This window comes from Paraburkholderia sp. RL18-085-BIA-A, from assembly GCF_046027075.1.
Classification (GTDB): domain Bacteria; phylum Pseudomonadota; class Gammaproteobacteria; order Burkholderiales; family Burkholderiaceae; genus Paraburkholderia.
This window is the reverse complement of the sequence record NZ_JARESU010000009.1, coordinates 1-13,493: the sequence shown is the minus strand read 5'-3', so window position 1 is coordinate 13,493 and position 13,493 is coordinate 1. Positions and strand designations below refer to the sequence as shown.

Genomic DNA, 13,493 nt, shown 5'->3' with positions numbered 1-13,493 from the left:
CCATGGACACCCCAATCGTAGAGCGGACGCTGGACGTCGCACCCGACGAAGCACAACGTATGCCGGTCACGTTTCAAATCAACGGCGAAAAGCGGCACTTCGAAGTGGAGGCGTGGACCTCCCTGCTCGATCTGCTGCGCGAGCACTGTCATCTGACAGGAACGAAAAAAGGCTGCGATCACGGCCAGTGCGGGGCGTGCACCGCGATCGTCGACGGCCAGAGAATCAACACCTGTCTCGCCCTCGCCGTGGTGCGCGACGGTGCGTCGATCACGACGATCGAAGGGCTGGCCGAAGGTGACCGGCTGCATCCGGTCCAGCAGGCCTTTATCGACCATGATGCGTTTCAGTGCGGCTACTGTACGCCGGGGCAAATCTGCTCGGCGGTTGCAATGCTTGCCGAGGGCCACGTCAAGTGCGCCGACGATATTCGCGAGCAGATGAGCGGCAACCTGTGCCGGTGCGGCGCGTACACCAACATCGTCGCGGCGATTCTCGACGCAGCGGATCTCGCGGACGGGCAGCCGGACGCGCAGGGAGCCTGCTCATGAACCGTTTTTCGTATACGCGTGCAAACGCGGTAGCCGACGCGATCGCGCAGCATCGCGCGAATGCCGCCGCGGCGTTCATCGCGGGTGGCACCAATCTCGTGGACCTGTTGCGCGAGGACGTGGCGCGTCCGAAAGTGCTGGTCGACATCAATCGTTTGCCGCTCAAGCAGATCGAAGCCACTCCGGACGGTGGTTTGAAAATCGGCGCGCTGGTCACCAACAGCGCGGTCGCTTACAACGAGACCGTCGCCGCGCGCTATCCGCTGCTCGCCGATGCGATTCTGGCCGGAGCGTCCGCGCAGATCCGCAATGTGGCGACTGTCGGCGGCAATTTGCTGCAACGCACCCGCTGTCATTACTTCTACGACGTGGGCACACCGTGCAACAAGCGCGAGCCCGGCTCGGGCTGTCCGGCGATGAACGGCATCAACCGCATTCACGCGATTCTCGGCGCGAGCGATCAGTGCATCGCCGTGCATCCGTCGGATATGTGCGTGGCGCTCGCGGCGCTCGATGCGACCGTGCATCTCGACGGCAAGGACGGGGCGCGCACGCTCGCGTTCGCGGATTTTCACCGCTTGCCCGGCGACACGCCGAACCTCGACACCAATCTGCGCGACGACGAATTGATCACGGCCATCGAATTGCCGAAGCAAGGTTTTGCGTCGCATCACGCGTATGTGAAAGTGCGCGACCGTGCGTCGTATGCGTTCGCGCTGGTGTCGGCGGCGCTGGGTGTCGAACTCGACGGCGATGATATCGTCGCTGCGCATTGCGCGCTCGGTGGCGTCGCGCATAAGCCGTGGCGCTGTCCCGAGGCCGAAGCGCAGTTGCGCGGCAAACCGCTGAACGCGGCCACGGTGCGCGAGTTTGCCGCCGCGTTGCTGCGCGGCGCGCAGGGCCGTCCCGGCAATGCGTTCAAGATCGATCTGGCGCGGCGCGTGATCGCGCGCGCGTTCGAACTGGCTACGCAACGTTCGTTCGAGGAGGCCGCATCATGAACCGCGCCGAAACTTTGCCGGCATTGCGCGCCACCGGCGTGCCGCACAAGCGTGTCGACGGCACGCTGAAGGTGACCGGCGCCGCGCGTTATGCCGCCGAATTCACCGCCGACGCAATGACTTATGGCTTCGTCGTATCGAGCACGATCGCGACCGGCCGCATCGTGTCGGTCGACGCATCGGCCGCGCTCGCATTGCGTGGCGTGCTGCTCGTGCTGACCCATCAGAACCGCCCGCCGCTTCCGCTCGACGAGAAGTTGTACAAGGACATGATCGCGCCCGGCGGCACGCCGTTCCGGCCGCTATGGGACGAGCGCGTGTGGTACAGCGGCCAGCCGGTTGCACTAGTGGTGGCCGAGTCGCTCGAACTGGCGCGCTATGCGGCATCGCTCGTCGACGTGCATTATGAAAGTACGCCCCATCGAACCGACATAGGCGAGGCGGTGATGAGCGCCGTGCCGCCTTCGACGGAAAAAGGCGGCTTCGATCCGCCGCCGCCCGCACGCGGCAATCCCCATGCCGCACTGGCCAGCGCCGTCGCCCGTGTCGATGCGTTCTACAGCACGCCGGCGGAATATCACAGTCCGATGGAAATGCACGGCTGCACCGTGGTGCCGGACGAGCAGGGCCGCCTGACCGTGTATGAGAAGACGCAGGGCGTCGGCAATGCCAAGTCGTATCTGACTCAGGTATTCGGTCTGAAAGACGATGAGGTACAGGTCATCGCCCCGTTCGTCGGCGGCGCGTTCGGTTCCGGCTTGCGGCCGTACTATCACCTCGCACTCGCGGTGATGGCCGCGCGCGAACTGAAGCGTCCGGTGCGGCTCACACTGACGCGCCAGCAGATGTTCACCTTCGCGCATCGTCCGCAATCCATCCAGCGTGTCGCGCTCGGTGCGGATGCGCAGGGCAGATTGCAGGCGGTGATTCACGAAGCCGTGGCGGAGACCTCGCAATACGAAGACTATTGCGACGTGACGGTGAACTGGGCCGGCCAGCTCTATCGGTGCGATAACGTGACGATGGGCTACAAGCTGGTCCGGCTCGATGTGCCCACGCCCTCGGATGCGCGCGCGCCCGGCGCGACACAGGGCCTGTTCGCACTCGAAATGGCGATGGATGAACTGGCCGAAGCGTTGCAGATGGACCCGCTCGAATTGCGGCTCATCAACTACGCCGAGCGTGACGCCAACAAGAATCTGCCGTTCTCCAGCAAGGCGTTGCGCGAGTGTTATCGCGAAGGGGCGGCGCGCTTCGGCTGGAGCAAGCGGCCGCTCGCGCCGCGCGCGCGGCGCGAGGGCCGCGAGTTGATCGGCTGGGGGATGGCGACCGGCGCATGGGACGCAATGCAGAACGAAGCGGCGGCGCGTGCGGTGATGACGCGCGACGGCCACGTGACCGTATCGAGTTCGACCGCCGATATCGGCACCGGCACCTACACGGCGATGAGCCAGATCGCGGCGGACGCGCTCGGCGTCGCGGTGAGCGACGTGAGCTTCGAACTCGACGACACGCGTTTGCCGAAGGCGCCGATCGAAGGCGGGTCGTGGACGGTGTCGTCGGTGGGCAGTGCGGTCGACGTCGTGTGCAAGAGGTTGCACAACCGGCTCGTCGAACTCGCGCGCGAACATGTCGGCGGCCGGTTCGCGACGGTGTCGCGCGACGACGTGCGGCGTTCGGGCAACCGGCTGGTTTGCGGGCCAGGCGCGGAAGATGCCGTCGCTATCGATACGCTGCTCGAACGTGCCGGCCTCGAAGAAGTGGCAGAGCTGGTGAGCGTGAAGCCGCACGAAAAGCAGCAGGCGTATTCGATGGGCACGCATTCGGCCGTGTTCCTCGAGGTGCGCGTGGACGAGGCGCTCGGCACCGTGCGCGTGACGCGCGTGGTCAGCGCGATTGCCGCGGGCCGGATCGTCAATCCGAAGATGGCAGCCAATCAGATCGCCGGCGGCGTGGTGTGGGGCATCAGCATGGCGCTGCACGAGCACGGTCAGTTCGACCACGCGCTCGGGCGGCAGATGAATCACAACTTCGCCGAATACCACGTGCCGGTGAATGCCGACATCCGCGACATCGACGTATTGTTTGTCGACGAACACGACGACATCGTCAATCCACTCGGGGTGAAGGGCGTGGGCGAGATTGGTGTGGTGGGCGTGGCCGCGGCGGTGAGCAATGCAATCTGGCATGCCACCGGCAAAAGGATAAGGGACTTGCCGATTACCCTCGACAAGCTGATTACGTAGTGATCGCCTTTGCCACGTTCAGCAGGGCGGCCGCCCTTGCCGGCGAGAGGCAATGTCAGATTCAGCGGCTACTGCCCAACGTCGTTTGCATTGTCCCGCTGCCGAGCGACTGAAACAACGCCGCCGTGTCGCTGAACTGGTCGCCCTGTGCACGGGTCCGGTCGACCGCTGTCTGCAATGCCTGGCGTTGCGCGTCGAGCAGCGCAGTCTGACTGATGCCGCCAACGTCATACTGCTGGCGCGCGATCACGAGGCTCGCCTGTGCCTGCTGGTCGGCGTTGTCGCGGGCTTGCAGCTCGCGCGCATCGTCCTGCAATGCGCTCAGCGAATCGGCAACCTGCTGCAACGCCTGCAACACGGTCTGCTGATAAGCCGCTAACGCCGCGTCATAAGCCGCTTGCGCGGCACGTTTTTTCGCGCGCAATTCTCCGCCGTGGAAAAGCGGCTGGGTCAGATTGAGGCCCACGTTCCAGATATTCAGGCCCTTCACGATGTCGCTCACGCTGGTGCGCTCCGAACCGATCCCCGCCGATAAGGAAAACTGCGGATACAGATTCGCCGTTGCCACGCCCACGTTCGCGCTGGCCTGATGCAGCAACGCTTCCGAGGCACGAATGTCGGGCCGTTCGCGTGCCAGCGTCGAGGGCAGTGTGACGGGGATATCGTTGGGCAAGTGAAGCGCATCCAGCGTGATGTCGCTGAAGTCCGCCTTCGACGGCGCGACGCCCAGCAGAATCGCGAGTTGATGATCGGCCTGCGCGAGCTGCGTGGTCAGCGGCGGCAACGACGCGCGTGTCTGTTCGAGCAGCGTGCGCTGACTGTGCACGTCGAGCCGAGCCACACCGCCGGCGGCGTAGCGCGCCTCGATGATGGCCAGTTGCCGCGCCTGTGCATCGGCGAGACGTTGCGTCAGCGTGATCTGCTGTTGCAACGACGCACGCCGCACGGCGCTCAGCACGACATTGCCGGCGATGGAGAGCCGCGCGGCGTCGAGTTCGAACGACTGGTAATCGACCTGCGCGAGGCTTGCTTCGAGCGCGCGTCGATTGCCGCCGAAAACGTCGAACACGTAGGACACGCTGACCGATGCGTTGAACAACGAAAACGGCCCCGGCGGTTCGGCGAGCGGAACGCCGAACGCCGCGGGATCGACCTTCTGCCGCGAGCCTGAGATATTCGCATCCACGCTCGGAAACTGCGTCGCGCCAGCCTGCGCCGTGTAGCTTTCGCGCGCCTCGAGCAGCTTCGCGCGAGCTTGCCCGAGTGTCGGGCTTTGACGCAACGCCTGGTCGACAAGGCGATCGAGCGCATCCGAATGGAATTGGCGCCACCACATGGGAAGCGTACTGTCGGCGACGCTAAATGTTTGCGCCGATCGCGCCGCGCCACCTTCGGGCAGCGGGTCGCGCGTATAGCTCTGCGTATCGGGTGCCGCCGGCGCGTGAAAATCGGGGCCGACTGCGCAACCGCATAACGCGAGCACGCACGCGATAACGAGTGGTTTCATCGACATGTCCTCCTAGTCCAGCGTGCGCCGGTAGAAGCGTAGGGCAATAGTCATCACGATGGCTGTAAAAAGCGCCATGGGCCACACGGACGGCCATAGATCCGTCCAGCCGTTGCCCTTGAGCAAAATGCCGCGAATCAGCCGGTTGAAATAGGTCAGCGGCAACAGATTGCCGATGAACTGTGCCCATCGCGGCATGCCTGCGAACGGAAACATGAAGCCGGACAGCAGGATGTTGGGCAGAAAGTAGAACATCGTCAGTTGCATCGCCTGCAACTGATTCTGCGCGAGCGAAGACAGTGTGATGCCAACCGTCAGGTTCGCCGCGATGAAAAGCAACGCGGCCAGATAGATCGCCACCACGCTACCGACGAATGGCACATGGAACACAAAGCGCGTTGCAACAAGTATGATCGTCGCCTGAATGAGGCCGATCGCAACATAAGGCACGATCTTGCCGGTCATCACCTCGATGGGCCGAACAGGCGTTGCGAGCAGGTTTTCCATCGTGCCGCGCTCGCGTTCACGCGTGATGGCGAGGCCGGTCATCATCACGAGCGTCATGGTCAGGATGACGCCCATCAGGCCGGGAACCACGTTGTATTGCGTAATGCCTTCCGGGTTGTACAGGCTGTGGACCTGCACGCCGAATGCGCTCGGACCGCCGTTCAGATGCGCGAGCGGACCGGTGATGTCCTTGTCCGCCACCGGTTGAATCAGGCCCGGCAATGCGGCGAGAGCGGTGTTCGTCGCGGTGGGATCGGTTGCGTCGGCTTCGACTAGCAACGACGGACGTTCGCCCCGCAGCAGTTTTCTCGAGAAATCGACCGGGACGCTCAACACGAACTGCACGCGCCCTTGCGCGAGTGCGCGTCGGCCCGCTTCTTCGTTCGGCAGCGTTTCGACGATGTCGAAGTAGGCCGAGTTCGTCATGGCCGCGACGAAGCTGCGCGAAAACTCGCTCTGGTCGTGAATGATGATAGCGGTCGGCAGATGTCTGGGATCGCTATTGATCGCGAAACCGAACAGCGTTAGTTGAATGATCGGCAAACCCACGATCATTGCAAACGTAATGCGGTCGCGTCGTAATTGCAGGAACTCCTTGAGCACGATGCTCCACCAGCGCGTCAGTGAAAATGCGATTGATCTGCTCATGATGGCGCTCCGAAGTTATCTTTCGAATGGCTCATCAGATAGATGAACACCTCTTCGAGTCCTGTGCTGATCGGCTCGATGCGCAGCGTCGTGCCGGCAGTGGCTTGCCTGACCGCCTTTTCAAGCGCTTCGTGATCGCTGCCGCTGACATGCAGCGCGGAACCGAATACGACGGTCTGGTCGACGCCGGGCATCGTGCGAAGCCGTTCGGACAGGTCGCTCAGATGTTCGCCGTGGATCAACCAGGTCGCGAGATTCTGTGACGAGATGACTTCGCTCGCTGTGCCTTGCGCCAGCAACTTGCCGTAGGCGATGTACGCGAGCTTGTGGCAGCGCTCGGCCTCGTCCATATAATGCGTGCTGACCAGCACCGCGATGCCGTGCGCCGCCAACCGGTGGAGTTCTTCCCAGAAGTCGCGCCGCGCGGTGGGGTCCACGCCCGCCGTGGGTTCGTCGAGCAGCAACAGTTTCGGCTCGTGCAGCATGCATGCCGCGAGTGCAAGACGTTGCTTCCAGCCGCCGGACAGCGAGCCGGTTAGCTGATTCGCCCGGCTTTGCAGCCCAAGCGATTCGAGCGAACGGTCGACGGCTTCGCGCCGGTTGCGCATCTGATACATACGCGCGACGAAGTCGAGATTCTCGCGGATGGTCAGGTCTTCCCAATACGAAAACCGCTGCGTCATATAGCCGACGTTGCGCTTGATCTGCGCGGTCTCGCGCTGGATGTCGTAGCCGAGGCAGGTGCCGGTGCCGGAGTCCGGCGTGAGCAGTCCGCACATCAGGCGGATCGACGTGGTCTTGCCGCTGCCGTTCGGACCGAGAAAGCCAAAAATCTCGCCGCGCGCGACTTGCAGCGTCACGTCGTTGACCACGTGCTTGTCGCCAAAGTGCTTGTTCAGGTTATGGACGTCGATCGCGTATCCGGGCGTATCGGCGTTCATTTCACCACCACCGTCACGGGCTGCCCCGGATGAAGCTTCGCTGCATCCGCGACGGACGGATGCGCTTCGATCATGAACACCAGCTTCGCGCGGCTTTCGTTGCTATAAATGACCGGTGGTGTGTATTCGGCCTGGTTCGACACGTAGGTGATCTTCGCTGACACATCGGCTGCGCAGCCGTCGCACTGTATCGTCACGTCGCGGCCCGGCGTCATTGCGCCGACAAGCGTCTGCGGCACGAAAAAGCGCACCTTGACGTTCTGCGGCGGCAGCATCTGCACGACCGGGCTTCCGGCGGCCACCCATTCGCCGGCGCGATAGAGCGTGTCGTAGACGAGGCCGTCGGCGGGCGCGGTCACGCGCTTCTGGTCCAGCTTCCACTGTGCCTGCGCGACGACCGCTTCGGCGGCCGCGACCTGTGCCTGCTGTGCGGCGATCTGTTGCGAGCGGCCAGGCAAGCGCGCGACTTCGACCTGACTGGTGAGTTCGCGTACTTGCGCAGCGGTGGCGTCGGCATTGGCGCGCGAATCGTCGAGCTGCGCCTTTGAAATGCCGCCTGCGCGGAACTGCGCCTCGTCGCGTGTCAGTTGCAGCGATGCCTTGCGCGCATTGGCGACGGCTTGGGAAAGTTGTGCGCGATTGACGTTGATCTCGGGCACACGCTTGCCGGTTTCGATATCGGCCAGTTGCGAGCGGGCGGCGCCAAGCTGTTGCTGCGCCTGAGCGAGCGCGGCGGTTTCGTCGACCGGGTCGAGCAGGAAAAGCGGCGCGTCGGCTTTCACCGTTTGTCCACGCATCACTTGCAACTGCGTCAGCGTGCCCGCTTGCGACGACGCGAGATAGACGTACTCGCCTTCGATATAACCTTGATACGCGTTGTCATCATGGCGGGAACAACCGGCAACAAAGCCGGCGATCAGCAGCAACCACGCAGTGATGTGCATCCGGTTCATTGCGTTTTCCCCAAAGGCAAACGACTGCGGAAAAGTGCAGCGTGCGCCAGGAAGACGATTGACGCGATGATCGGCGCGGGACATGTGATTGAAGTCGGCATCGGGTTTGCCTCACTTGGATATGTTCCGCTCGACAACGATGTTCAGTAAGTAATCCATACTGTTTGTCCCGCGCTCCGGCTTCGAGCCGAAGGGCGGTGAAATGGCTGCAAGGCGCGGCACAGACGAAGTAGAATTGATAATATGTGAATTTGAATTTGAATTCAAACTGTTTGCGGAGTCGCGATTTCTCTATGCCCAGCAAACCAGCCAGGACCGCCGTGAAGCAGCCCAAACGGGCGAGCCGCCCCGATGGTGCGGCTACTCGCCAGCACTTGCTCGACACGGCGGGACAGGTGTTTGCGGAGCGCGGCTTCGCGGATGCCACCAGCAAGGAGATATGCGCGCGCGCGGGGACGCCGATGGCATCCGTGAACTATCACTTTGGCAGTCGGGAGGCACTGTACGAAGCTGCGCTCGTGGAGGCGCATCGGCAGATGGTGGGGCTCGACGAACTCACGGCGCTGACACAGGGACCGGGCGATCCAACGGAGAAATTGCGGGCGGTGCTGTCCCGTTTTGTCGGCCTGTCGACGAACGCTGGCGCGCCGTGGGGATTCATGCTGATGCTGCGTGAGATATTGTCGCCTTCCCGCGCGATGCCCGCGCTCGTCGAGAAGGCTGTGCGGCCCAAGGCAGCGGTGATGCTGGGGCTGATGGGCGAGGTGCTGCAACTGGATCCCCGAGACCCGGCCGTACAGCGAGCGGTGATGTTTACCGTGCTGCCCTGCATTGCGCTCATGATCGCGCCGAAGCAGGTGCAAAACGCGCTGCTGCCCGCTATCGCGAAAGACAGAAATGCACTCGCGGACGACTTCGTCCGCTTTGTGATCGCTGGGCTGGATGCGATTGCCGCCGCTCATCGTTCGGCTCGTTGATTCGAGTCGAACTGCGAACGCCTGGCGGCTGGCGGTCTCTCAGACGCTTCCCGACGCCACCGGCAGGCCTTCGGTCTTCCAGCGCAACATCCCGCCTGCGAGGTTCGCCACCTTGCCGAAGCCCGCTTTGGTCAGCAGCACGCTAGCCTGGGCCGAGCGCACGCCCGAGCGGCACACCGCCACCACCGGCCGTTCGCGGTCCAGTTCATCGAGCCGCTGCATCAACTGCGAAAGCGGCACTAGTCGCGCGCCCGGCAAGTGGCCCAGGCGATCAATGAATTCCGGCGCTTCACGCACATCGACGATCTGTAGCCCGGCCGCATGCTCCAGCAGCGTCATGGGTTCGATCTCCCAAACGCCGCTGAAACGCAGCGTCAGCGGCGCCCAGTCAGGTGTGTCCTGCGGCAACGCTTCAGCGTCCGGCTGGCCGCAGCGCAGGTTCGCTGGCACCGCCACGGCCATCAGTTTGGGATGCGGCAAATTCAGATTGTTCATATGACCGGTGAAGTCGCCGACATCCACATCGCCGCCCAGGCGCGGATTGAAACGCCGTTCTTCGGCGACGCTCGTGACCGTGATGCCGCGATAGTCGTGTGCAGGGTAGAGCAGGCAGTTTTCAGGCAGCGTGAGGATCTGCTCGTGCACCGACGCGAACAGTTGCTGCGCGCTGCCCTGCTGGAAATCGGTGCGGCCGCAGCCGCGAATCAGCAGGCTGTCGCCGGTGAAGGCCATGCTCCGGTCGTCCAGAACATAGGTCAGGCAGCCGTTGGTATGGCCGGGGGTCGCCCGTACGGTCAGGTAGCGGCTGCCGAAGTCGATACGATCGCCGTGCCGCAGGGGCCGATTCACGCCGGTCGCGCCAGCGGCCTCGGCGAGAGCGATACGGCTGCCGCAGCGTTGACTCAGGCGCCACGCGCCGGTGACGTGGTCGGCGTGCACGTGGGTGTCGAGGGTCGCCCGCAAATGGAGCCCCAACTCCTGCAGCAGCGCGAGGTCACGCGGCACCTGCTCGTAGACGGGGTCGATCAGCAGCGCGTCGCCGCTGCCGCTGTCACCCAGCAGGTAGGTGTACGTGGACGAGGTGGGGTCGAACAGCTGGCGGAAGATCAACATGGCGGGCTCTGAAAAAAGGGAGGCACGGCGAGCCTTTGACAGCCCGCCGTGCCAGAGTTCAGCCAGGCTGCTTGGTGACGCGCAAGTACGGCTTGATGGTCTTGAAGCCGGGGAAGAGTTGATCGGCTTCCTCGTTGCTGACCGCACCCGTGATGATGACGTCTTCGCCCTGTTTCCAGTTCACCGGCGTGGCCACCTTGTGCTTCGCGGTTAGCTGCATCGAATCGAGTACGCGCAGGATCTCGTCGAAGTTGCGGCCGGTGGTCATTGGGTAAGTCAGCATCAGTTTGATGCGCTTGTCCGGTCCGATGACGAACACCGAGCGCACTGTCGCGTTGGTGGCGGGGGTGCGTCCTTCGGAGGTGCCGCTCTCCTCGGCCGGCAGCATGTTGTAGAGCTTGGCGACCGCGAGATCGGTGTCGCCGATCATCGGGTATTTGACCGTGGCGCCCTGGGTTTCCTCGATGTCGGCCACCCATTTGTCATGACTTTCGACCGGGTCGACCGACAGGCCGATCAGCTTGGCATTGCGCCGCGTGAACTCGGGCTCGATCTTCGCCATGTAACCCAGCTCGGTGGTGCAGACGGGAGTGAAATCCTTCGGGTGTGAGAACAGGATGGCCCATTGGTCGCCGATCCATTCATGAAAGTCGATCTCTCCCTGAGTGGTGCGAGCGGTGAAGTTGGGCGCAATGTCGTTGATGCGGAGTGACATGTTGATTTCCCTGTAAAGTGGTTTGTCAAAATGGACATCTGATCCAAGCCTGTCCACAAGTGTCCGACACGGGACTACCAGACTTCGGTGATACACATCACCAACTTTTCACAGACTGACAAATTTCCTCATGGCGCTGTCATCCAGTACATGAACCGGGCCTCGTTCGACGCGCACTCAGTCCTTGAGTTCAAAGTCCTTCAATAGCCGCCTGGCGAGTTCTCTGAAGCTGCCAGGTTCATCGGCGATGCTCTGAAGCGTCATCTCGATCGGGTTCGATCGGGACAGCAGCAAGGACGCGGGACGCTGGTCCAGTTTCTGGAATGCAACTGCCGTGACGAGACTCATCAGCTCGGTCAGGCGCCCAGAGAATCGATTAAATACCTGGTTGAGAAATAGCTCAAGCTGGGGGAACAACTGCTTGAAACTGCCGGGCGGCAGCACCACCAGTTCGATATCGTCCTGCGCGACGGCACGCGCCTGATAGGGCGCATTCGCGAGCACGCAACTGCTGGTGAGAATGCACGTCTTGCCGGGCAGCACCTGATAAAGATGCAGGTCGCGTTCGCTCGCAGAAGACTTGATCGAGCGCGCGGTGCCGGAAAGCAGTAGAGGAAACCCCATGCATGGCTGAGTTTCATCGAACACGGGGGCCCCGCCAGGCACCTTCATGTAGGTGGCGGGCGCGAACAGCTTGCTCAGATCGGCCGCAGCGAGTTCTTTGAGCAGGGAATAGAGATCGAGGATTCGGCTCTGAGTTTCCTGATTGATCAAGGAATCACCTTACGAATTTACGGAGCGATGCCCGCAGCTGGCCGAGAAGTCAAGCTCAACGTCGCCCGCGACTGTTCAGCAGATGAGAGTGGTGGCTGTTTTACGAAGTACGTGCCGCACCTATGATTTTTCATTCGCACCAGGCTGCGGTCCTGAAAGTCTTCCGGAAGACGTTTGCTTCGAGGAGTCTCTGAGTTTCGCGTTTGAACTTGCTGCTGAACCCGCATCTGAATGGTGGTGCCGCAAACGGAGATTTATATCTCGTAAGCGTGACAGGTCAACACAATCGAGAGTGTTCTGCTGAGTACAGTCGCGCAAGAATTTGTTCCTTACGCCTGTTTTGATTGGTGCTGCATCAAAGCCGGTTTGCTGGGTTGCGTGCTATGACGCGAAATTGCACACGCTTAATTCGCGATCGTGCGAAAGCGTACCCAGTTCAGCCTGGTCTCTCGCGAGTACCAATGGCAACTGCTCCCGCAGGAATTCCACCCAGGTCCTGATTTTGGCGTCGAGGTACTGGCGCGACGGATACAGCGCATAGACATTCAGTTGCTGGGCCGTGTATTCCGGCAGAATCCGCACCAGTTCTCCGCTGCGGAGCCCGCTCGCAGCGCAATAGGCGGGAAGCAAGCCAATACCCATGCCTTCGCGCACGGCTACTGCCAGCGCTTCAGCAACATTGATCTGAAAAGTTGCCGCTCCGAGTGCGATTGACTCTTCGCCGTGCGGCCCATCGAAAGTCCATTCATCGGCGCGAAATACGGGCGTCACGATCTGGACACAGCGATGCTTGCCAAGCTCCGCAGGTGACGTCGGCGTGCCGTTGCGCGCGAGGTAGGCAGGCGACGCGCACGCGACGCTGAACGCGGTACCCAACCGCTGAGAAACCAGGCCGGAATCAGGCAAGCCCGGCGCCAAAGCCAGCGACACGTCGAAGCCTTCATCGAGCAGATCGGGTATGCGTTGCGCGAGCGTCAGCTCGACGCTCACGTCCGGGTAGCGCGTCTGATAACGGCTCACCGCCGGAACGACGTAATGCTGACCGAAACCGGTCATCGCGTGGACCCTCAGCTTGCCGGCGGGGCGCGCCTGGGCGTCGCCGGCTTCCGCTTCGGCCTGGTCGACATACGCGAGGATCTGCTCGCAGCGTTGCAGATAGCGCTCGCCCGCTTCGGTCAGCGCGATGCGGCGAGTCGTGCGATTCAGCAAACGGGTGCGAAGGTGTGCTTCGAGGTCCGAAACAGAGCGCGACGTATGCGCTGTGGTCGTATTCAGATGTTGCGCAGCACCCGTGAAGCTGCCCGCTTCGACGACACGCACGAATGCACGCATGTTCTGGAGAGTATCCATTTCCCATTCCTTCCGAATTCGACCGGATTGTTGCATATATCAGGTGCGCGATTGATTCGCATCCGGTAAAAATCCGTTGCGATATTTTCTGTTTTTCCAACAATTTATGAAAAATATAATGGTGCGCAGATTGATATAGTCATTTTTCGGAGAGAATTGTGCAGTTTCCGGTCTCGAAGCGTGCCGTCGTAGTTCCGGTTCTTGCGCTTT

12 protein-coding genes are annotated in these 13,493 nt (G+C 62.2%); 4 read left to right on the top strand and 8 right to left on the bottom strand.

Translation table 11 applies throughout. The annotated features are described in order from the left end of the window. Window positions 1-2 precede the first annotated feature (2 nt). From P0D89_RS08520 to P0D89_RS08510, 3 genes are read left to right on the top strand one after another with little or no spacing between them, the layout of a single operon-like run. Window positions 3-551: a (2Fe-2S)-binding protein gene (locus tag P0D89_RS08520; protein ID WP_408362166.1), complete on the top strand. Its 549-nt coding sequence runs from the start codon at window positions 3-5 to the stop codon at window positions 549-551. Further along, window positions 548-1,552, top strand: a complete 1,005-nt coding sequence (locus P0D89_RS08515; protein WP_408362167.1) for an FAD binding domain-containing protein — start codon at window positions 548-550, stop codon at window positions 1,550-1,552. Before P0D89_RS08520 ends, P0D89_RS08515 begins: the two co-directional genes overlap by 4 nt. Further along, on the top strand, window positions 1,549-3,798 hold the full coding sequence (locus P0D89_RS08510; RefSeq protein ID WP_408362168.1) for a xanthine dehydrogenase family protein molybdopterin-binding subunit: 2,250 nt from the start codon (window positions 1,549-1,551) through the stop codon (window positions 3,796-3,798). Before P0D89_RS08515 ends, P0D89_RS08510 begins: the two co-directional genes overlap by 4 nt. A gap of 61 nt (window positions 3,799-3,859) precedes the next feature. Here the strand turns inward: P0D89_RS08510 and P0D89_RS08505 are convergent, their stop codons facing one another. The 4 genes from P0D89_RS08505 to P0D89_RS08490 are packed head-to-tail and all read right to left on the bottom strand — an operon-like array spanning window position 3,860 to window position 8,354. After that, window positions 3,860-5,305 carry an efflux transporter outer membrane subunit gene (locus tag P0D89_RS08505; RefSeq protein WP_408362169.1) on the bottom strand — a complete coding sequence of 482 codons (1,446 nt, stop codon included), beginning with the start codon at window positions 5,303-5,305 and terminating at the stop codon, window positions 3,860-3,862. A gap of 12 nt (window positions 5,306-5,317) precedes the next feature. Continuing rightward, window positions 5,318-6,460: an ABC transporter permease gene (locus P0D89_RS08500; RefSeq protein ID WP_408362170.1), complete on the bottom strand. Its 1,143-nt coding sequence runs from the start codon at window positions 6,458-6,460 to the stop codon at window positions 5,318-5,320. Continuing rightward, window positions 6,457-7,401, bottom strand: a complete 945-nt coding sequence (locus P0D89_RS08495) for an ABC transporter ATP-binding protein (protein ID WP_408362171.1) — start codon at window positions 7,399-7,401, stop codon at window positions 6,457-6,459. The genes P0D89_RS08500 and P0D89_RS08495 overlap by 4 nt, the downstream gene beginning before the upstream one ends. Next, on the bottom strand, window positions 7,398-8,354 hold the full coding sequence (locus P0D89_RS08490) for an HlyD family secretion protein (protein ID WP_408362172.1): 957 nt from the start codon (window positions 8,352-8,354) through the stop codon (window positions 7,398-7,400). The genes P0D89_RS08495 and P0D89_RS08490 overlap by 4 nt, the downstream gene beginning before the upstream one ends. Before the next feature lie 320 nt (window positions 8,355-8,674). Here P0D89_RS08490 and P0D89_RS08485 point away from each other — a divergent pair, with 320 nt between their 5' ends. Beyond that, window positions 8,675-9,331 (top strand): TetR/AcrR family transcriptional regulator, encoded by a 657-nt coding sequence (locus P0D89_RS08485; RefSeq protein WP_408362173.1) that lies wholly within the window; start codon window positions 8,675-8,677, stop codon window positions 9,329-9,331. Between the two features lie 39 nt (window positions 9,332-9,370). On the opposite strand, the gene P0D89_RS08480 is transcribed toward P0D89_RS08485, so the two are convergent. The 4 genes from P0D89_RS08480 to P0D89_RS08465 all read right to left on the bottom strand — a co-directional run bounded on the left by P0D89_RS08480 (window position 9,371) and on the right by P0D89_RS08465 (window position 13,283). Beyond that, window positions 9,371-10,441, bottom strand: a complete 1,071-nt coding sequence (locus tag P0D89_RS08480) for a rhodanese-like domain-containing protein (RefSeq protein WP_408362182.1) — start codon at window positions 10,439-10,441, stop codon at window positions 9,371-9,373. Between the two features lie 61 nt (window positions 10,442-10,502). After that, complete coding sequence (locus P0D89_RS08475; protein ID WP_408362174.1) at window positions 10,503-11,159, bottom strand: peroxiredoxin; 657 nt, start codon at window positions 11,157-11,159, stop codon at window positions 10,503-10,505. 177 nt (window positions 11,160-11,336) lie between these two features. After that, the gene (locus tag P0D89_RS08470; protein ID WP_408362175.1) at window positions 11,337-11,933 is read right to left on the bottom strand and encodes a Crp/Fnr family transcriptional regulator; all 597 of its coding nucleotides are present in this window, start codon (window positions 11,931-11,933) and stop codon (window positions 11,337-11,339) included. A gap of 381 nt (window positions 11,934-12,314) precedes the next feature. Further along, entirely contained in the window at window positions 12,315-13,283 is a 969-nt protein-coding gene (locus tag P0D89_RS08465; protein WP_408362176.1) for a LysR family transcriptional regulator, read from the bottom strand. Between the last annotated feature and the right edge of the window lie 210 nt (window positions 13,284-13,493).